Raw genomic sequence first — 20,141 nt, 5'->3', positions numbered from 1 at the left:
GAAATGAAAGCTAACATGCTGATAGTAATAATAACAGAGATACGCTACAAACGTAAAATAATAGTGCCGGCCTTTGATATTATAATGGGAACCTAAAAGTTTAAACCTCGATATAGTGTAGCAAGCCGCGCAAATAATTTTTATTTATAAGGGAATAGGCAAAATATTGGATTAATTATTGTTTTTGAATTTTAATGTATAAATCCCTCTTACACCAATATCAGTTAATTTTAGATGCACGCGAGGCATTGTTTACATATTGTGAAAATATTAAGCCGGATGACCTGTTAAAACACATACCTGAATTTAATAATAGCACCATAAGTGGCCTCTTAATACATAGTGCCAATACTTATTTATATTGGCTGGGCATTGTTGGTCAACAAAGTCATCGCACATATTTTAGTGAAGACGAAGTAAAAACCATTTCTTCTGTGAGGCAGATGTATGCACAGATAGATGTACTGGTAAATGATTTTATTCTTCAATTTAAAGATAGCCTTGAAGTACCTACTGATCAAATCCTGCCAAATAAGGATATACTATTAAATTTAACCCCGCTCCAATTATTTACGCACGTTATAACGCATGAATTTCATCACAAGGGGCAGCTGTTAACGATGAGCAGATTGTTAGGTTATACACCTGCTGATACAGACGTTATCCGTTTTTAACTTTATTCCTTCTTTGTTTTTCTTTTACTATCAGGCTTAATTCCCGGCTCATTTGCCCGGCTATTGCAGTATTTTCCTGGGCGCGACGAAAAAGATAAGGTAATACAGCTTTAATAGGCCCATAGGGTACATATTTAGCTACATTATAATTTGAATCGGCAAGATTAAAACTCAAGTTATCGCTCATACCCAACAATTGTGAAAAATAAACATGCGGATTTCTATGGTTAATTTTTTTTTTATTTAACATATCCGCCAAAAGCCTGCAGCTTTCTTCATTATGCGTGCCTGCAACAAAAGCAATTTTATCTATATGGTCAGCACAAAAAACTAAAGCATCGTTATAATCTCTGTCGGTAGATGCTTTGTCCGGCTGTATTGGTGATGGATACTTTTGTTCTTCTGCTCTTTTGCGTTCCTTTTCCATGTATGCACCTCGTACTATCTTAGCACCTAAAATAAAGTCCTCTGCCTCGGCAGTTGCATGATCAATAATTATAGAAGCCAGTTTATCATGGCGGTAAAGTTGATAGGTATTATATACAATAGCTTTTTCGCGGTTAAAAAAGCGCATCATATTTATAGCCAGATTGTCAATTGTTTTTTGGATCCAGCTTTCTTCAGCATCTATCATTACAGGAACACCTAACGAATGTCCCATCTCACAAATAGCAAGCACACGATCCTGCACTTTTTGCCATTCCAATTGTTCATCAACACTTAATTTTAAGTTTTCATCAAGTCTTTCTAATAGTGAAAAGCGTCCTACACCAGTAACCTTGAAAACAGTAAGCGGTATATCGCTTTTTTTTGAGGCAGTAATTATCGTACGGATGATCTCATCACGTGTATTATCAAACACACTTTCATCATCCTCACCTTCAATGGAATAATCGAGTATAGTTCCTACCCCACCCTGCGCAAGGTTTTTTATGGTTTTTTCGCACTCTTCAATGGTTTCACCACCGCAAAAATGTTTAAATATGGTTGCTTTAATTAAACTCTTTATAGGTAAGCCTATCTTAATGGCAAAGTTGGTAATAGGTGGACCAATCTTTACTAAAAAATTAACGTTAATGACTTTAAATAACCAATAAGCGCGGTTAAGGTCAGCGTTTGATGAGTGACGAAAAGCGATCTCGGTATTTTCGAATGATAATTTATCTTTTTGATTCATGTGTATTTTATGGCTTATCGACCATATTTAGCCATCTAAACCGTTTGTGCAAAATTATAAAATGATAACTCATTATCACATGAATAGTTTATTTTTGCCTGCCATGATGGAATTTAAGGTAACAGGCGAATATATCCCCATGATACAGCTACTTAAAGCACTTAATTTGGTGCAAACAGGTGGCGAAGCTCAAATAGTTGTTGAAGACGGAGAAGTTAAATACAATGGCATTATAGATTATCGTAAACGCCTGAAAGTTAAAAAAGGTGATGTTGTGGAATTCCGGGGTGAAAAGATCATAGTAATATAATTATGGAAATTATACAAAGCAATAATTACCCTATTTATTTTGATAATAGTATAGTTGAGCTGGTAAACTTTATTAAACAATCCGGCTATTCTCGTTTTTTTATATTTACAGATGAAAATACAGGTAAATACTGTTTGCCGGTAGTAAAGGAAAAAATTGATCAATTTGATAATTATGATATTATTGAGATCAACGCCGGAGAAGAAAGTAAGAATATTGACTTTTGCATTGGTGTTTGGAAAATGCTGATCGATTTTGGTGCTGATCGTAATAGCCTTATAATAAATTTAGGCGGAGGGGTTATTAGTGATATGGGGGGCTTTGTGGCATCAACCTATAAGCGAGGGATAGATTTTGTGCATATACCTACTACTCTGCTTTCCCAAGTTGATGCATCTGTTGGTGGCAAAACAGGTATTGATATAGAGGGAATTAAAAATATTGTAGGAACATTCGCCCAACCTAAAGCGGTTTTTATGATAAATGAATTCTTAAAAACATTACCACCGCGACAAATACTTTCAGGGCTTGCTGAATTACTGAAACATGGATTAATTGCTGATGCGCAGCTGTGGGCCGATCTAAAACAGAATGATCTTACCCAACCTTCTCCAGAATTGATACATCGTTCTGTAAAAATTAAAAACAAGATCGTACTGGAAGATCCAACCGAAAAGAACATACGTAAGGCATTGAATTTTGGTCATACTATTGGTCATGCGGTAGAAACCTATTCATTGTTAAATGATCAGGTTCCTTTATCACATGGCGAAGCAATAGCTATAGGAATGATATGCGAAGCATGGCTGTCAAATAAAAACGCCGACCTTCCGGACGCCGACTTACAGGATATTACAGCAACTTTAACTACGCTATATCCCAAATACCAGTTGCATGAAAATAATTTTGACGCATTATTTAAAATAATGCAAATGGACAAGAAAAACCTTAACGGTAAAATAAACTGCACTTTCCTTACCAGAATAGGACAATTTAGTATTGATAATATTTGTACTGAAGAAGAACTTTATAATAGTTTAAGATATTACGCCGCCTTATAAAGATGCCCCATTTAGACACAAGAAACGAAGCTGTAGTGATACTGGTAGGCTTACTTATATTACTTACAATAGTGGAAATGTGGCTAAGTTATCGTGAGAACAGGCATTACTACGAAAAACAGGATACACTTACCAATATATATTTAACTGCACTTGCTTTTATTTTAAATTTAGCGGTAAATGGAAGTGCATTTGTTTTACTAAGCTTTGTTTATCAGTATAAATTATTCCAAATAAGAAATTCGGTGCTTTACTGGATAGTATTGGTCATAATACAGGATTTTTTATACTGGGTGCTTCATTATACTGGTCATTATTGCCGGTTATTTTGGGCTATGCACGTTACACATCATTCCTCCGAGTATTTTAATTTTAGTACTGGTTTTCGCTCAACAGTATTTGAACCTTTATACCGCACTTTTTTTTATTTGCCTCTCGCTCTTATGGGCTTTACAGCAGTTGATATACTTTACGCATATTTATTAACACAACTATATGGTAATTTGGTACACACACAATATCATATTCCATTGCCAAAATGGTATGCGTTAATATTTGTTACACCTGCTCATCACAGAGTGCACCATGCTTCAAATATTCCTTATTTGGATAAAAATATGGGTATGATGTTTATTGTATGGGACAGACTGTTCGGTACCTTTAATGATGAGGATCCGGCTGAACCAGTTAAGTACGGATTAACTAAACAACCACAAAACATTGGACCCGTAAATATTGTCTTTCATGAATGGAGGGATTTGTTGAAAGATGTAAAAAATGCGCCCGGATATAAAAATAAACTTCGGTATTTGTTTTACCCACCTGGCTGGAGTCATGACGGAGTAACTCAAACAGCAAGAGTTATGCAACGTGAATATTTAAAAACTAACTTAAAAAACGAATAAAATTTTGTTGAGGGGAGTTTTTTTACAAAAAATAAAATTATCTATTGACAAACTAATTTTTACTTGTACATTTACGCCATAACAAAAACAATGAATAATTCACGTGCATATTTTTATGGTTACTACTTTTACTTTACAAGTAAGAGCCGGGACTAATATGTACAAAACAAAATATACATAAAAATAAAAAGTCCCGGCCCAAAAGCCGGGATTTTTTGCTTTAAAGCAAATATGAAAACAGAAAGACCTCGAGTTGCTATACAAGGAATACGTGCTTCATTCCATGAAGAAGCCGCCTTTAAATATTTTGGCGAAGAAATACATACCATTGAATGTAACTCATTCAAGCAAACCTTTGAGGCATTACAAAACAAAGAAGCTGATTATGTGGTAATGGCTATTGAAAATAGCATTGCGGGCAGCATATTGCCAAATTACTCCTTACTTTTAAGCTATACTTTTCCGGTTGTTGGCGAAGTTTACGTTCCTATACAATTGCACCTTATGGCTTTACCGGGAGTGCGGTTCGAAAATATAAAATACGTAACCTCCCACCCTATTGCCATACGTCAGTGTATTGATTTTTTTGATGAATATCCGCATTTAAAAATAGTAGAAAGTAACGATACTGCCGCTTGTGCTAAACGTATCCGTGACGAACAACTTGACGACACAGTAGCTATTGCTAACACTTTAGCAGCAAAGCTTTATGGGTTGGATGTTTTGGAGCGCAGGATTGAATCGAACAAGAAAAACTTCACGAGGTTTTTGATATTAACAACCCACGAAAATGTTAAAAAGAAAAAAGCGAATAAGGCATCTCTATGTTTTCAGGTAAGTAATGAGGTAGGTGCTTTAGCTAAAGTACTTAACATATTCGCACAGGAAAATGTTAATATGAGTAAAATACAAAGCATGCCTGTTTTAGGTAAACGTAACGAATATAATTTTTACGTGGATATAGAATGGAACGATACCAAAAATTACGATGCCGCTATAAGACAGATATTAAAATACACCCACAACTTTAATATTCTGGGTGAATATGAGCGTTTTGAAGAAGATCCCACTCCTCCATTGCTAAAATCTGAAAAACCAAAAAGATATATCAATATAAAAAAATTAGATCAGAATTAACATTATTAAAAACATACGAATAACTAAAATTTAAATTTCCGTAACAAAAAAACGATATGAAAATAGACCTTAACATACAGCCCCTTGAATCCTGGATACAAACAGGTAAAGAGCCTCTTCTTATAGCCGGCCCATGCAGTGCCGAAACAGAAGATCAATTAGTAGCAACAGCACATTTACTGGCAAAAACAGGCAAAGTAACTGCCCTGAGAGCCGGAATATGGAAACCACGTACACGACCAGGAGAGTTTGAAGGTATTGGAAGCATTGGTCTTAAATGGCTGAACCGCGCGAAAGAAGAAACCGGCTTGCCAACAACAGTTGAGGTTGCAACTGCTAAACATGTTGAAGAAGCGTTAGCCGCAGGTGTTGATATTTTATGGGTTGGCGCCCGTTCAACCGCTAACCCTTTTACTGTACAGGAAATTGCAGACGCATTAAAGGGGGTTGATATTCCGGTAATGGTAAAGAATCCGGTAAACCCCGACCTTACTTTATGGATAGGTGCTTTAGAGCGTATTAATAACGCAGGCATTACCAAATTAGCAGCCATTCATCGTGGATTCTCGTCTTATGAAAAATCTGCCTTCCGTAATGAGCCCATGTGGGATTTGGCTATTAACCTTAAGACACATGCGCCTGGTTTACCCATTATTTGCGATCCGAGCCATATTTCAGGTAACCGCGACCTTATCCCTTACATTTCTCAAAAAGCACTGGATATGGATATGCAGGGTTTAATGATTGAATCACACATTGACCCAAGTGTGGCATGGACTGATGCGAAACAACAGGTAACACCTGCTGCTTTGGCAGAATTGATAGCCAATTTAACGTTGCGGAAACCCGAAACCCGTAACGCAGAGATCAATGACAAATTAGCGGACCTGCGTAATAATATAGATAAAATTGATGACCTGGTTATACAAAAAATGGCTGAACGAATGCAGATAGTTGAGCAAATTGGAACCTATAAAAGAGATAATAACATTACCATTTTACAGGTTAACCGTTGGGATGAAATTTTACACAAACGTACCAGCTATGCTAAAGCCTTAAAATTAAGTACAGAATTTACTGAGAAATTACTGGAACTAATACACAGTGAATCTATACGCAAGCAAACCGAAATAATGAATAAAAGCCAGGTAGTAGCTACAGAAAAATTAACACACGCCTAATCGGTAAAATGAAGCATAGTATTATACTTTCCAAACACAATGGAAATGTAAAAGGAACTGTACAATTAACAGGATCGAAAAGCGAATGTAATCGTGCCCTTATCATTGAGGCATTAAGTAATGGTAAGGTAAAGGTAGTAAACGTTTCAGATGCAGCGGACACAGTTACTTTATCCGGAATTCTTAAAGGAACCAGCTCAGAAAGTCCAAAAGTGGTAATAGGAACTGACGAGAAAAACGAAGTAGAAGCTATTGAAGCCAAACAGGAAACGGAAACAGTAAATATTGGCCCTGCTGGAACAGCTATGCGATTCTTAACCGCTTATTATGCCATAAGTGATAATGATATTATATTAACAGGCAGTGAACGTATGAAGCAGAGACCAATTGGTATATTGGTTAATGCACTTAGAAAACTGGGCGCCAATATTGAATACGAAGAGAAAGAAGGATATCCTCCCATCAAACTGAAAGGCAGTTTCGAGCAGCTAACTAGTAAGATCAGTATTAAAGGTAACATAAGCAGCCAGTATATAACTGCATTGTTACTCATCGCTGCCCAACTGCCTTTTGGTTTGGAATTGCATATAGAAAGTGAGTTAACCTCTCGTCCGTATGTGGAAATGACCTTAGCAATGTTAGGGCAGGCAAATATACGTCATACCTGGACAGACAATATCATCTCTATACCTCATCAGGACTTTGCTGAAACTTCTTTACATATTGAACCGGATTGGAGTGCAGCATCTTATTGGTATGCTATAGCAGCCTTAAGCGATGAGGCAGAATTATTTTTACCTGGGCTTACGCCGTACAGTTTACAGGGTGATAGTGTTATCGCCGAGATTATGGCTAATTTTGGTATTACCTCACAATTTAAAGATGGTGGGGTAAAGTTGACCAAAGAAGCCAAACCGGTTATTCGTAAAATATTCGACATGAAAGCATGTCCGGATCTTGCACAAACGCTAATTGTAGTGTGTGCGGCTTTAGGTCATGAAGCAAGTTTTACCGGATTAGAGACCTTAAAAATAAAGGAAACTGACCGTGTTTTAGCCTTGCAAACAGAATTAGCTAAAATAGGCGTTAAGCTGATAGAAAATGGACAGGTTTACAAGCTCGATTGTAGTGAAAGGTTTATACCCGATAGTATATTCATTAACACTTACGACGACCACCGTATGGCAATGGCATTTGCGCCCTTGGCAATGCTAATTAACAAGGTTGAGATAGAGGATGCTGATGTTGTAGAGAAATCATACCCTGCGTTTTGGAAAGATCTTGAAAAAGCAGGATTTAAACCCGAGTATCAGCATAACTAAAAGGTCGTGTTTTTTTAGTGTAATAATAATTAATAAGTTTATGATCGCTCCTCAACTTATAGGGGTTTAAGCAAATATTTATGGCAGGTAATTCATTCGGTCAGTTATTCAGAATAACAACTTTTGGCGAATCGCATGGCGAAGCTATCGGTGTAATAATTGATGGATGCCCAGCAGGACTGGATATCGACATAAATTATATACAGGCGGAGTTGGATAAGCGTAAACCCGGTCAATCAAAAATTACTACTCAGCGTAAAGAGAGTGATACGGTAAAAATTCTTTCGGGTACTTTTGAAGGAAAGACGACCGGTACTCCTATCGCTATGATGATACCGAACGAAGATCAGCGTTCCAAAGATTACTCACACAATGTGGATGTCTTCCGGCCATCACACGCCGATTACACCTATCAAACTAAATACGGTATTCGTGATTATCGTGGCGGCGGCCGCTCATCGGCCCGCGAAACAGCTGCACGTGTAGCAGCCGGAGGGTTAGCTAAACTTTTATTAAAAACTGCCGGAATTGAAATATTAGCGCACGTTAGCAGTGTAGGGAAAATAAACGCGCCTAACGTAATTATTGATGATGCAAATGATTTTTTAACTGCGCGCGAAAAAAATATTGTACGATGCGCTGATCCCGCAACTGCCGAAGAAATGATCAATTTTATTGATGACATACGAAAACAGGGCGATACTGTTGGCGGTAAGGTAAGTTGTTATATAAAAAATTGTCCGGTTGGTTTGGGTGAACCTGTATTTGATAAGCTGCATGCTGAATTAGGCAAAGCCATGCTCAGTATTAATGCTGTACATGGTTTTGAGTTTGGTTCGGGCTTTACCGGCAGCGAAATGCGGGGGTCAGAGCATAATGATATTTTTATAAAAGACAGTGACGGTAATATTCAAACACGCACTAATTTTTCAGGAGGCATCCAGGGAGGAATAAGTAACGGAATGCCTATTGAATTTAGGGTTGCGTTTAAACCGGTAGCTACTATAATGCACAATCAGGCAACTATTGATAGTCAGGGAAATTCCGCAGAAATATCTGGTAAGGGCCGGCACGATCCATGTGTAGTGCCGCGTGCCGTCCCCATTGTTGAAGCCATGGCGGCATTGGTTATAGCTGACCACTGGTTAAGAAACAGAAACGCAAAGTTGGCATAGCTTACTTTGCGTTTGGTATTATAATTAATTTCTTGTTTTCGATAATATTCGATAGATATTTACGAGTGCTTTTATTTTTGCTGGCCATGCAATCCTCTGTTATTAAAATTTACAAAAATGCCTATAGTGGTTTATCAATAAACAACTGGTATTTAAGTATTGTGATGCTCATTAACCGTAGCGGCACTATGGTTGTCCCCTTCATGACAATTTACTGTATCAACCAATTGCATTTCACGGTGGTACAGGCAGGTTATATTATGGCCTTATTTGGTTTGGGTTCCATTATTGGTGCCTTTACGGGTGGCAAACTAACCGATAAATTCGGTTTTTATGATGTACAAGCCATTGCATTAATAAGCGGTGGCTTAATGTTTATTTTAGTTGGTTATCAGCATACTTTTATCACTCTTGGTATAGGAACTTTTGTGCTGAGTTTCTGTAATGAGGCATTTCGCCCCGCAAATTCAACAGCTATAGCTCATTATAGTGCCCCGAAAAACAAAACACGTTCGTACTCTTTACACCGGCTGGCAGTAAATTTAGGATGGGCGGTGGGTGCCGCGTTAGGCGGTTTTTTAGCATCATTTAATTACCATTTATTATTCTGGGTTGATGGTTGTACCAATATTTTTGCGGGATTATTGTTATTAAAACTTATCCCCCGCTCCGGCACTCCTAAACCTTCTGATAATAATAAAGAAGTTGTTATTCTTTCCTCCGCATACAAAGACAAGGTATATCTACTGTTTATATTTCTTATCACCTTGTTCAGTATATGCTTTTTTCAGTTTTTTATTATGGAACCTGTGTTTTATAAATTAAAATGGCATTTTAATGTACGGTTTATAGGGTTTTTACTTGCGCTTAACGGCTTATTAATAGCCTTAGTGGAGATGGTACTTATCAATTATCTGGAAGGCAAAAAACACACGCTCATCTACATTACATATGGTGTTATAATTACCGGCTTTGGCTTTGTGCTGCTTAATGTATTACCTCCGTCTGCTTTTGCAGGCGTTATAGTAGTAGTTGTAATTACTATGGGTGAAATGGTGAGTATGCCTTTTATGAATTCTTATTGGATAGCACGAAGCAATAATAATAACCGGGGGCAGTATGCTGCGCTATATACCATATCCTGGTCTACAGCGCAGGTAATAGCACCTGCTTTAGGTAGTCAGGTAATTGTTTACGGTGATTTTAAATTACTTTGGTGGTTACTCGGTGCAATTTGCCTAATAGTAACCGGGGGATTAATTATAATGTACCGTTTCAGAAACAATGATAAAAGGCTAATGGATGCACTTAATGAAAATGCTGAGTTAGCTATAATATAACATTTAACATAAGATGAAAAAACGTGTATTGATCCTGGATTTAGATAATACCATTTATCCGGTAAGCTCCATTGCAGATAAACTATTCGGACGTTTGTTTCAGCTGATAGATGAAGAACTGCCGGAAGAAAGCAGACATGGTATCACAAAAGCAAAAGATGAACTTACACGTCGCCCCTATCAGCACGTAGCGGATGAGTTTGGTTTCGGCGCGGAATTAACAGCAAAAGGAATTGAATTACTTAAGAATATCACTTTTAACGAGCCAATGGTACCATATGAACAATACGCAACTTTACAATCTATTAACATTGACAAGTATTTGGTTACAACCGGCTTTACAAAATTACAAACGAGTAAAGTGAAGATGTTAGGTATTGAGGCTGATTTTAAAGGAATATATATAGTTGATCCTGAACAGTCTACTGAAACTAAAAAAGATGTATTTTTTAAAATAATAAAGGAAAACCATTATACAATAAATGATGTACTGGTAATAGGTGATGATCCGCAGTCTGAAATAAAAGCGGCTAATGAGTTGGGTATTGATACTTTTTTATTTGATCCCAAAGATATGCACGTTAATGCGTCTGTAACCTATAGAAGCGCCAGTTATAATTCTATAATTAATATTATAAGCTAATCGTATTCATTTCGCGCGATATTTTTACGGTAACCAACAACTGACCCACATGTCGCATAATATGTTCAGCTGCATGCACATACAGCCCGATAGCAGTTGAGGGCAACTTTTTGCGTCCTACTTCACAATGTTTTGTTAATGTGTTTTCATCTACATTGCTTAACTCTTTAATCGCTGTATCAATTTGATCATTGAAAGATTTTATTAAAAGGCTTAAAGTGTATAGTTTTGTAGTCGGTTTTCCTTCTTCTGCTAAATAAGTTAGCTGGTCGTAATTTAATTGGCTTTCCATTGCATAGGTAAATAACCTGTCAATTACACCTTTCATATGTTGTAAATGAAATGCCGGAGAAGCTAGTCCGGCAACTTGAAGCCATAAAAGTTCTTCTGGAAAGTCTTTCATTATGCTATTTACCTCATCTTTAGCTTGTAATAAAGCATGTGCTATTGGTTGTAAAAGAGCAGGGATACTTGGTAAAGGCCCCCTTAACCATCGCTCAGAAAGTTTGCTTTTTTCCATTTTGTAAATATAAAAACTTGTAATCAATCAACTTATATTACCTGTAACGTGCAATACGATTTTTTAGTGGTATGGGGATTGTATTATAATTTAAAAATATTTTAAAATTCAATATGATATCAAAACATACATCAAAGAAAATTACAATTGCTTTATTGTTAATTTCAATATTTACAATTACACTTACCTTTCAGAGCTGTAAAAAAAGCCGCTCAGATATGGGCAAGCAATTGTTTCAGGAAACTAAAAATAAGGTTTTTAAAAGCGCCACTCCCGATGAATTCGCAGCGGTGTTTGAAAAAGTATTAGCTGAGCAAAAGGACAATCTGGCTAACCCTAAATTAATCACTGCATTTTACACTCAAAACGGATTTGATCCGGTTTTATCAATCGATCATATACTTAAAAACAAAATTGATTTAAGTTCAGATTATTTTTATAAAGTTACCCAACATGGTCTTGAACCGGAGCTTTTTCAAGCCGATGAGATAGAAGCCTTACAAAAGAAATTTCAGGATAAAAAAGCAATAAAAACCTTAGATGAAGCATACCATGATTTGGCAATGCTGGAACTATTATCAGCCAACTCTTTAATAAACTATTCCAATGCCATGCAATTTGGTATTGTTAGCCCCAGAAGAATATATGCGAGGTATTATACAGAAACTAAACGACCTGATAGTGCATCAATGTCACAAATATTTCATACGGCGGATATAAAACATTATTTAGATAGTATACAACCTAAGGATCCCCAATATCTGGCTCTGCAAAAAATGCTTACCGATGGTGGACAAGCAAAAGGTATGACAGTTAAAGAAACCGCCCGGTATTTAGTTGTTAATATGGAAAGGCTTAGATGGAAAAACAAGCCTACAGCCAGTAAATTTGTTGTGGTAAATATCCCTGACTACAGGCTTGATGTAATGGATAACGGACACTCAGTTTTAAACATGAAAGTTTGTGTTGGTGAGGGACGTAATATTGATAAAACCAATACTCTTGTAGAATATGATGAAAGCGATAAAGTAGATCGTCCTTTCAGCAGAGAAACGCCTCAATTGAATAGTGTTATCCATAGTGTACAGGTCAATCCGGTATGGAACATACCGCAAAGTATAGCCAGTAAGGAAATTATTGTACATGCCGCAAATGACAGATATTACTTAGCAAATAATAATATAGACGCCTATAAAGATGGTGAAGTAATAGAAAATCCGGAGACTGTTGATTGGTCATCAGTAAATAAAGATGAATATAGCTTTAAACAACGCCCGGGAAACGATAATGCTTTGGGTAAAATAAAATTCCTCTTCAATAATCAAAGCAGTGTATACCTGCATGATACACCTGCAAAAGCAGCATTCGACAATAGTATGCGGGCTGTAAGTCATGGATGTGTGCGTTTAGGCAACCCACAGGGATTAGCACACGAGTTATTTGGAAACACTTCTAAATATGAGACGATAGTTAAGGATATGGGAGAAGATAACCCCGATCCTACTACTATAGCTTTACCAAATAAAACACCAATATATATTACCTATATGACATGTTGGGAAGATGAAAATGGCACAATTCAATTTCGCCCGGACGTTTACGGATTAGATATTGTACTATATGCACACATGCAAAAAATAATGAACAAAAAAAACCCGGCAGATCAACTTGCCGGGAATTTATAATTTTATAAAAATAAGTTAATGTAAACTAAAGTTTAGCAATTGAATTATCAGCAGGTTTTAAAACATCTGCTATATAATTAGCAGCTTCCGTTTCATCAAGATATTTAGAATCGTAATTAACATCGTTACCATTTATAAAAAACATATTTTTGCCTTTAATGGTGTTAATTACGGTTTCTGATACCTCGGGAGAAACCGCAGGGCAACCAAAACTACGTCCTAAACGTCCTAATTGGTTTATAGCACTTTGACTAACATAGTCAGCTGCATGAATAACAATGCCACGTGCTCTGGCAGAACTATTTATTCCTGCATCAAGTCCATCTAAACGTAATGAACGGCCATGTTTACCAAAATAGACCTCGTTGGTTAAATAAAAACCTAAGCTACTTTGGTGCGATTCATTATTGTTAGAAAATTCTTTAGCAATATCACCACCACTACCCTGTCCGTGTGCAACCCAGGTATTTAATATCAAATGTTTGTTAAGCATATCAATTATCCACATGCGTTTAATTTTGCTTGATTTTGTAAAATCAACAACTGTAATAATTGAACTATTTTGATCTAATTTATTACTTAATTTAAGATTGGTATATCCTGTAACCGCTTTTTGAAATACGGCTAAATTAAGGCCTGCCTGTTGTAAGTTAGCTGTTTGATAGATATCGGAAACATATTGTTCAAATAATTCCTTGGCAGTAAGTTTACCATTTACAGTTACTGATGATTTAGTATTTGTATTAATTATATCACTATTACTTGCCGGTCTCCAACTTATAACTGTTACAGCAAACAACAATAATGTGCTAAATATCCACCACAGATTCTTTCTCATAATTCTCCGAATTTAATTAATAACTTAAATAAAAAGGTTAACAGGCTTTGGTATGGGTGTTAATTGTGATATACAAATATAAATAATGCTATATATATTATCGTCACAGCAATATAATAATGTATTTTTATGAAAATAAATTTCTATAAAAGTAATTCTATTAGAAATGAATTAAATCTAAAGTCAATTTCTTATTGATTCCAGACGATTTTATCTTCAACAGGAATTTTACGTCTGCCTTCCAAATGTTCCTCAGTGTATCCTAAATAAAGTATTCCCATTATTTTATCCTCATCGTGTAATTTAAAAAAGTCAGCCATGGCTGGTTTTAAGGCCATCCCGCCTGTACTCCAAAATGATGCAATATTTAATGCCGTTGCACCTAATAGTAAATTTTGTATCGCACATGAAGCAGCTGCAATTTCTTCAAAAGCAGGAATTTTTGGCAAATCGCCGCGTTTCATGATCGGTATTATTATATGTGAAACATTGCTACCCATGTTGCTAAGGTTATTATACGTTGTTGGATTAAACGACTCCTCAGGTGTATATTGTTTGTATAATTCTGCATGTTGTTTACAAAACTCATCCGGTTTTGCGTATACCACAAAACGCCATGGTTCAGTTAATCCGTGTGTAGGTGCCCAATCGGCAAGTTCTAATATAGAGGCAATATGACCATTAGGTATTTTATTACCATTCATCATACTCGTTTTAACAGTACGACGGTTTTTTATTGTATTCGCAATTGCAGAGAAATTGTTTTCCATTGTTGTATATATTTTAAGTGCGAAAATAGGCAAATGTTGTAAATAACGCCTATTAAATACTTTAAAATAGGTTTAGCCTATTGTTTCCAACGTTAAATTTACGTGTATTATACATCAACATTTCATGTTAATTTAATGTTATTAAATTGTAAATTATATGTAAATTTACATTAACCAGTGTATGATCTATATCCGTAAAATATATTATATCTTATTTTTTACTGTTATCACCTATAATTTATATGGGCGTGATAATGAGCAAAGAATATGTTTTGAATTTTACGATGGCACATTTAACAGTGAGGTTGATCAGGCTTTCTTAATTGATGTGCCAAAATTGTTAACATCAGAAGTTACTTCAGCGTTTTATAATACGGCAAATATAGTAAACTACCGGCCTTTAATTGATTCATTAATTGCTTATAAAGTAAGGCATGAGTTAAATGATTGGCTTTTTTATCAACTCATTCGCAAAACAGCTCAACAACTTAGTCCCAAAGCTGATAATTACGGGCGTTACACTTTATATAAATGGTTTTTATTAGGAAAGTCAGGATATGATGCTCGTTTAGCATTAACAAAAGATAAAGTAATATTTTATGTATTAAATAATGAGGATGTTTCAGATATCCCCTATTTTATGATAGAAGGTAAAAAGTACATTTGTTTAAATTATCATGATTATCCGGGATATAATATTAATCAGGATCGCCCGGAGCCGATAAGTGTTATAATTGCAGACAAGGGCAAAGCTTTTTCATATCAGGTCACTAAAATGCCTGACTTTAAACCCGAAGCGTATACCGATAAGGAATTACAATTTACATATCACCATAAAACCTATAATTTTAACATTAAGCTTAATCCTGATGTTGAAACCATTTTTGCTAATTATCCGGTGGTTGATTTTGGCACCTATTTTAATATTCCACTTAGCAGGGAAACTTATGCCTCGCTAATTCCATTACTAAAAAGGAATTTAAAAGGAATGACACCCGTAAAAGGTGTTGATTATTTAATGCATTTTACCCGGTCGGCTTTTTTGTATGAAGATGATGAAGGTAATTACGGAAAAGAAAAGCGTTTATCACCCGAAGAAACCTTGTTTGCAAAATACAGCGATTGTGACGACAGGGCTGCATTGTTTTTTTACCTGGTAAAGGAGATTTATAATTTACCTATGATAGCCGTACTTTATTCGAGTCATATCACCATGGCCGTTCAGTTTACAAAACCTATAGGCACATCATTAAATTATAAAGGTAATTTTTATTCTTTTTGCGAACCTACTCCTCAGAAGGAAGATCTGCATATTGGTCAGGTATCATCCAAATGGCGTAATCAACCCTACGAGGTAGTGTATCAATATAATCCGCAGCCATAATTTACCTCTATAATTGTTAATCATGGTGTTTATATTACTTATAAATATAGGCTGTATCTGTTTTAATAAAAGAGGATAAAATCAAGTAGAAATACGTATTGCAAAAAATAATAGGTGTTATTAATTTAGCAAGTGTGCTAAAGGATTTTAATTTGATTCACACCTTATAAACTATAATATATTTTAATGTCCGGCAAATGATCAAACAACTTGCCCGTTTATCATACTCCTGTGAGTGTTTCTGACCATGAAAACCGAAGTGTAGACGAAAAATTATTCAGGCTGCTTGTAGCCAGTTTAAAAGATTGCTCTATATTCTTGATTGATCCTAACGGATTTATTTTAAGCTGGAATGAAGGTGCCGAGAATATAAAGGGTTATAAGTCTCATGAAGTCATTGGAAAACATATATCTATATTTTATCGCTCTGATGATGTGCAAAAGCAACTTTTACGTCACAATCTTAATCAGGCATTGAAAAATGGGTTATATGAATGTGAAGGTTGGAGAGTAAGGAAAAATGGATCAGCTTTTTGGGCGAATGTTGTTTTTACAACCTTGTACAATGATAATGGTCATTTAATTGGTTTTGCTAAGGTTACCCGGGATATTACCGAACGTAAAAAAATTGAGGAAAAGAAGGCCGCAATAAATGCCGAATTGGAAAGGCGTGTGAAGGTAAATACTGAAAAGATAATTGCTAATGAATTAAGATTTAGGAAGCTTATAGAAAACAGCTATGATGGTATTACATTATTTGATGGTACGTTAAAAGTTTTTTACAGAAGTATGTCCTGTGAACGAATCATCGGATGGGGAGATAAAGATACTACCGGCAATGCTGTAGATATTGTTCATCCGGAGGATGTGGAACGTGTTAAGTTATTTTTTGATTACTTACTTACGAAACCAGGACATGCGTATAAGATTACTAATCGTGTTAGACACAAAAAGGGCTATTATTTGTGGATTGAAAGTGCGTTTACTAATATGCTGCATGATGTTAACATAAGTGCAATTGTTTGTAATTTTAAGGATGTAACCAAAGCGCGTAACGCTGAAGAAGAACGCGAAAAAATGACAGCGGATCTTGTACAACGAAATAAGGATCTGGAACAGTTCACCTATATAGTATCGCATAACTTAAGAGCACCTGTAGCCAATATAATTGGTTTGTCAAATTTATTAAGGTCTGCAAATTCAAACGATATCGAGAATAAAGAAATTCTAAACGCGCTGTCTGCGTCAGTCCATAATATGGATAAAGTAATTATTGATCTTAATAACATTTTACAGGTAAATAGCGAAGTAAATGATAAGATTGAAATAGTTTCGTTACCTATACTGTTGGAAGAGATACAAATGAGCATCAATAATATTATCACTAAAAATAATGTAAATATCAATTATGACTTCGGTACCATAAGCAGTTTATTAAGTTTAAAAAGTTACTTGTATAGTATATTTCAGAATTTAATAGTAAACAGTATAAAGTATCGGCAAACGGATATACAACCTGTTATCAATATATCAAGTAAACTAAGTGAAACAAACATTTACATATATATAAGTGACAATGGCAAAGGCATTGATTTGGTTAAACATGGGGTGCATTTATTTGGTTTATATAAGCGCTTTGACTGGAGTGTTGAAGGTAAAGGAATGGGGCTATTTATGGTAAAGATGCAAGTAGAAAGACTCGGTGGTAATATTACAGTTAAAAGCGAATTAAATAAAGGAACCACATTCACACTTACCTTCCCATTAACCTTGCTGCCGCCCCCCGGAATAGAGAATTAAATTTAAACACTGTTAGTTACTCCCAAAGAGCTGTAGTGACAAATTATATCGAATTTCGCACCGATATTTTAAAGGAATTAAAATTAATAAGAAAGATGTTGTGGAGCCGGGCCGATTGCCTAAGAACCAATTCTGAATCTGCTATTTAAAATGAAGATTTTTTTAATATTGGTTATAGATTTGCTTGATGCGATTGAAGCGACAGAAAGATTCAAAAAGGAAAACTAATGCGCCTGTAGTTTATAATGATAATCTAATGCTAAAGTAAACATCGTTATAATGCATAAACTCTTCATAAGCCAATCCTAAAGTAATCCGGTTTACCATCAGTATCCGGTTTAAGTTGAAAGATCTAAATATTTGCGCTTTGTAATTTATCTGATTGTTAAATATAGAGGATGATAATTCTGTGCTAATGTTTGGTTTGCGAAGATATTTGGACGCATATAAATAAACTCCGAGTTTTTTATTTTTATTTATTAAGTAGTCCAATCCGGTTCTTACACTAAAATTTCTTTTTAGGTTTAATCCATATACAATTTGATGATTTTGAAAATTATTGTTTGGCCAGTCAATATCAAGTTTTCTGTTTTGATAGTTATAAACAATGAAATCAGAAAGCTGGGATTCTTTACCTAGTATATTCCATTTTGAAATCTGAAAATTCAAGTGGTAAAAGTTGTTATTGTCAAAATTGTATTGTAGAACAACCCCCGAATTTACTTTTGTTTTGCCTATATATGAGGCACTATATGAAGTGTAAAATCCTAATGGTAATTTTGTTGCTCCGCTATATCCTAATTCAAAAGCATTTGAATTATAACAAGTATTTGTCATCCCTCCTGAATTATAACAGCCTTGCTTTGGTAAGCCGTTTTTAAAGGTTTTGTAGGTCACTTCCAAATTCAATGAATCAGAAAGTTTTTTAATAAAACTCAGTACTATTAGTGCTTCGGGAATAGAGTCTTGCGCTGAAGGCGTCCAGTAGTTTTTTATCCAATAGTTTTTTTTATCAGAGTATTCGACGAAATAAGTAATTCCGTCAGCTCCATGTTGCCAATTCTTTATTTCTTTATCAGACGGCAATATTAAAATCATAGAGTTTACAATAACGTTATAGATGCTTTTAGCTTTTTCTGGCGATAAAATTATTTTGCTAAATAAGGTGTCAACTTTACCTCTATTTGCTTTTTTAGTATGATAAATATAATTTGTTATATTCCCATTAATGTTAAAACTATCTTTTTTAATTTCAATTATTTGACCATAATAGCTAAATCTGAAATTGAATTCATCAGTTGATGTTTCAAAATCCTTTAATTTCAAAGTTCGTTGAAATGCCCTATTTCTTTTGTACCAATAAGCGGTGTCGCCTTTAATTTCTTTCGTTTGTGAAAGAACAACTTGAAACGACAATAATATTAAAAGTAAAACTATTATTGGTTTCTTCATTAGCCTAGATCTGATTCAATTTAGTTGATATTGTATAATAGGTATTCAAATCGAAGCAGTTAATTTTATAAATAGATGATGCAAATTGAGAGATTATTCCATAATAATTTTTCATTTATTTTTTTGTATCCAAATTGATGTGCCTTCTAACAAAAACGTAAGCTAAACAGACGTTCAACTTAAGGTAAGTGATTCGGTGGAGGCTACTAAATAAATAACAAACCATTTCCTATCTGATTTGCGGCTAATTATTAAATAAAAACGTTCGCAAGTGTTTAGTAACTTACGAACGTTTTGTGGAGCCGGAGGGATTCGAACCCTCGTCCAAACATGGTATAAGATAAGCTTTCTACATGCTTAGCTGTTATTTAATTGTCGGGAATATGGAAGGTTAACCGCTTACCTGTACCTTATTCCTTAGATGCTTTATTTCGCTTGCTTACCACACCCTTAAGCAGGCTATTTTCATTTTTCGATGCCCCGTATGCCGATCCAATGAAACCGAAAACCGGCGGGACAAAAGCTATTCTAATTCTAAATTAGGCAGCTAAGGCGTAGTTATTTTCGCCATTTGTAAGTTTGAGCGTTCAGATTATAGCGCTAATTCACCCAACGCGCTGCATGCTTACCTATTTATCTCCATCCTGTCAATTCCGGTCGACCCCATTTTGTTAGAGTAGCAATGGTTAGTTTCAGTAGCAGATAATCCAACTACAAATATACGTATTTTTAGTTTGCTGTTTGCAAAAGCTATTCCACCGTTGTTG

Annotated in this window: 18 protein-coding genes and 1 other RNA gene; 13 read left to right on the top strand and 6 right to left on the bottom strand. The window is 35.3% G+C overall.

The window, feature by feature from the left end; genetic code table 11:
• Positions 1-194: 194 nt before the first annotated feature.
• Positions 195-674: a DinB family protein gene (locus tag I5M19_RS07555; RefSeq protein ID WP_200065594.1), complete on the top strand. Its 480-nt coding sequence runs from the start codon at positions 195-197 to the stop codon at positions 672-674.
• On the opposite strand, the gene I5M19_RS07550 is transcribed toward I5M19_RS07555, so the two are convergent.
• Positions 661-1,851: a proline dehydrogenase family protein gene (locus I5M19_RS07550; RefSeq protein WP_200065593.1), complete on the bottom strand. Its 1,191-nt coding sequence runs from the start codon at positions 1,849-1,851 to the stop codon at positions 661-663. The two genes, I5M19_RS07555 and I5M19_RS07550, sit on opposite strands and share 14 nt — an antisense overlap.
• A 103-nt stretch (positions 1,852-1,954) precedes the next feature.
• Between I5M19_RS07550 and I5M19_RS07545 the strand changes: the two genes are divergently transcribed.
• From I5M19_RS07545 to I5M19_RS07505, 9 genes are all read left to right on the top strand, one after another.
• A complete protein-coding gene (locus tag I5M19_RS07545; RefSeq protein WP_200066120.1) occupies positions 1,955-2,161 on the top strand; it encodes an RNA-binding S4 domain-containing protein in 207 nt (68 codons plus the stop codon).
• 2 nt (positions 2,162-2,163) lie between these two features.
• Positions 2,164-3,222, top strand: a complete 1,059-nt coding sequence (aroB, locus tag I5M19_RS07540; protein ID WP_200065592.1) for a 3-dehydroquinate synthase — start codon at positions 2,164-2,166, stop codon at positions 3,220-3,222.
• 2 nt (positions 3,223-3,224) lie between these two features.
• Positions 3,225-4,127, top strand: a complete 903-nt coding sequence (locus I5M19_RS07535; protein ID WP_200065591.1) for a sterol desaturase family protein — start codon at positions 3,225-3,227, stop codon at positions 4,125-4,127.
• Between the two features lie 231 nt (positions 4,128-4,358).
• On the top strand, positions 4,359-5,264 hold the full coding sequence (locus I5M19_RS07530) for a prephenate dehydratase (RefSeq protein ID WP_200065590.1): 906 nt from the start codon (positions 4,359-4,361) through the stop codon (positions 5,262-5,264).
• Between the two features lie 56 nt (positions 5,265-5,320).
• Positions 5,321-6,445 (top strand): chorismate mutase, encoded by a 1,125-nt coding sequence (locus tag I5M19_RS07525; RefSeq protein ID WP_200065589.1) that lies wholly within the window; start codon positions 5,321-5,323, stop codon positions 6,443-6,445.
• 8 nt (positions 6,446-6,453) lie between these two features.
• Positions 6,454-7,767: a 3-phosphoshikimate 1-carboxyvinyltransferase gene (gene aroA, locus I5M19_RS07520; RefSeq protein WP_200065588.1), complete on the top strand. Its 1,314-nt coding sequence runs from the start codon at positions 6,454-6,456 to the stop codon at positions 7,765-7,767.
• An 80-nt stretch (positions 7,768-7,847) separates the two neighbouring features.
• Complete coding sequence (gene aroC / locus I5M19_RS07515; protein ID WP_200065587.1) at positions 7,848-8,942, top strand: chorismate synthase; 1,095 nt, start codon at positions 7,848-7,850, stop codon at positions 8,940-8,942.
• 86 nt (positions 8,943-9,028) lie between these two features.
• Entirely contained in the window at positions 9,029-10,282 is a 1,254-nt protein-coding gene (locus I5M19_RS07510; RefSeq protein ID WP_200065586.1) for an MDR family MFS transporter, read from the top strand.
• A 13-nt stretch (positions 10,283-10,295) separates the two neighbouring features.
• Complete coding sequence (locus tag I5M19_RS07505; RefSeq protein WP_200065585.1) at positions 10,296-10,925, top strand: HAD family hydrolase; 630 nt, start codon at positions 10,296-10,298, stop codon at positions 10,923-10,925.
• Here I5M19_RS07505 and I5M19_RS07500 read toward each other — a convergent pair.
• Entirely contained in the window at positions 10,915-11,445 is a 531-nt protein-coding gene (locus tag I5M19_RS07500; protein WP_200065584.1) for a DinB family protein, read from the bottom strand. The two genes, I5M19_RS07505 and I5M19_RS07500, sit on opposite strands and share 11 nt — an antisense overlap.
• A 218-nt stretch (positions 11,446-11,663) precedes the next feature.
• Between I5M19_RS07500 and I5M19_RS07495 the strand changes: the two genes are divergently transcribed.
• Positions 11,664-13,130, top strand: a complete 1,467-nt coding sequence (locus I5M19_RS07495; RefSeq protein ID WP_235985778.1) for a L,D-transpeptidase scaffold domain-containing protein — start codon at positions 11,664-11,666, stop codon at positions 13,128-13,130.
• Between the two features lie 25 nt (positions 13,131-13,155).
• On the opposite strand, the gene I5M19_RS07490 is transcribed toward I5M19_RS07495, so the two are convergent.
• Positions 13,156-13,968: a murein L,D-transpeptidase catalytic domain family protein gene (locus I5M19_RS07490; RefSeq protein ID WP_200065582.1), complete on the bottom strand. Its 813-nt coding sequence runs from the start codon at positions 13,966-13,968 to the stop codon at positions 13,156-13,158.
• 191 nt (positions 13,969-14,159) lie between these two features.
• Positions 14,160-14,738 (bottom strand): nitroreductase family protein, encoded by a 579-nt coding sequence (locus I5M19_RS07485; protein WP_200065581.1) that lies wholly within the window; start codon positions 14,736-14,738, stop codon positions 14,160-14,162.
• A gap of 181 nt (positions 14,739-14,919) precedes the next feature.
• Between I5M19_RS07485 and I5M19_RS07480 the strand changes: the two genes are divergently transcribed.
• Together I5M19_RS07480 and I5M19_RS07475 are read left to right on the top strand one after the other, a co-directional pair.
• On the top strand, positions 14,920-16,122 hold the full coding sequence (locus tag I5M19_RS07480; protein ID WP_214653033.1) for a hypothetical protein: 1,203 nt from the start codon (positions 14,920-14,922) through the stop codon (positions 16,120-16,122).
• 231 nt (positions 16,123-16,353) lie between these two features.
• A complete protein-coding gene (locus I5M19_RS07475) occupies positions 16,354-17,922 on the top strand; it encodes a PAS domain-containing sensor histidine kinase (protein WP_200065580.1) in 1,569 nt (522 codons plus the stop codon).
• A 240-nt stretch (positions 17,923-18,162) separates the two neighbouring features.
• Here the strand turns inward: I5M19_RS07475 and I5M19_RS07470 are convergent, their stop codons facing one another.
• Together I5M19_RS07470 and ssrA are read right to left on the bottom strand one after the other, a co-directional pair.
• The gene (locus tag I5M19_RS07470; RefSeq protein WP_200065579.1) at positions 18,163-19,374 is read right to left on the bottom strand and encodes a hypothetical protein; all 1,212 of its coding nucleotides are present in this window, start codon (positions 19,372-19,374) and stop codon (positions 18,163-18,165) included.
• Between the two features lie 294 nt (positions 19,375-19,668).
• Positions 19,669-20,039, bottom strand: a transfer-messenger RNA (tmRNA) gene (gene ssrA / locus I5M19_RS07465).
• Positions 20,040-20,141: the final 102 nt, after the last annotated feature.

Origin of the sequence: Mucilaginibacter segetis, assembly GCF_016522075.1 — a bacterium.
GTDB lineage: Bacteria > Bacteroidota > Bacteroidia > Sphingobacteriales > Sphingobacteriaceae > Mucilaginibacter > Mucilaginibacter segetis.
This window is presented reverse-complemented; position numbering and strand designations above follow the sequence as displayed.

Bases quoted from the DNA above. Each gene is read 5' to 3' on its own strand.
- I5M19_RS07545 (WP_200066120.1), top strand. From the start codon at position 1,955: ATGATGGAATTTAAGGTAACAGGCGAATATATCCCCATGATACAGCTA.
- I5M19_RS07485 (WP_200065581.1), bottom strand. From the start codon at position 14,738: ATGGAAAACAATTTCTCTGCAATTGCGAATACAATAAAAAACCGTCGT.
- I5M19_RS07535 (WP_200065591.1), top strand. From the start codon at position 3,225: ATGCCCCATTTAGACACAAGAAACGAAGCTGTAGTGATACTGGTAGGC.
- I5M19_RS07555 (WP_200065594.1), top strand. From the start codon at position 195: ATGTATAAATCCCTCTTACACCAATATCAGTTAATTTTAGATGCACGC.
- I5M19_RS07480 (WP_214653033.1), top strand. From the start codon at position 14,920: ATGATCTATATCCGTAAAATATATTATATCTTATTTTTTACTGTTATC.
- I5M19_RS07500 (WP_200065584.1), bottom strand. From the start codon at position 11,445: ATGGAAAAAAGCAAACTTTCTGAGCGATGGTTAAGGGGGCCTTTACCA.
- aroC (WP_200065587.1), top strand. From the start codon at position 7,848: ATGGCAGGTAATTCATTCGGTCAGTTATTCAGAATAACAACTTTTGGC.
- aroA (WP_200065588.1), top strand. From the start codon at position 6,454: ATGAAGCATAGTATTATACTTTCCAAACACAATGGAAATGTAAAAGGA.
- I5M19_RS07490 (WP_200065582.1), bottom strand. From the start codon at position 13,968: ATGAGAAAGAATCTGTGGTGGATATTTAGCACATTATTGTTGTTTGCT.
- I5M19_RS07505 (WP_200065585.1), top strand. From the start codon at position 10,296: ATGAAAAAACGTGTATTGATCCTGGATTTAGATAATACCATTTATCCG.
- I5M19_RS07470 (WP_200065579.1), bottom strand. From the start codon at position 19,374: ATGAAGAAACCAATAATAGTTTTACTTTTAATATTATTGTCGTTTCAA.
- aroB (WP_200065592.1), top strand. From the start codon at position 2,164: ATGGAAATTATACAAAGCAATAATTACCCTATTTATTTTGATAATAGT.
- I5M19_RS07510 (WP_200065586.1), top strand. From the start codon at position 9,029: ATGCAATCCTCTGTTATTAAAATTTACAAAAATGCCTATAGTGGTTTA.
- I5M19_RS07525 (WP_200065589.1), top strand. From the start codon at position 5,321: ATGAAAATAGACCTTAACATACAGCCCCTTGAATCCTGGATACAAACA.
- I5M19_RS07530 (WP_200065590.1), top strand. From the start codon at position 4,359: ATGAAAACAGAAAGACCTCGAGTTGCTATACAAGGAATACGTGCTTCA.
- I5M19_RS07495 (WP_235985778.1), top strand. From the start codon at position 11,664: ATGGGCAAGCAATTGTTTCAGGAAACTAAAAATAAGGTTTTTAAAAGC.
- I5M19_RS07550 (WP_200065593.1), bottom strand. From the start codon at position 1,851: ATGAATCAAAAAGATAAATTATCATTCGAAAATACCGAGATCGCTTTT.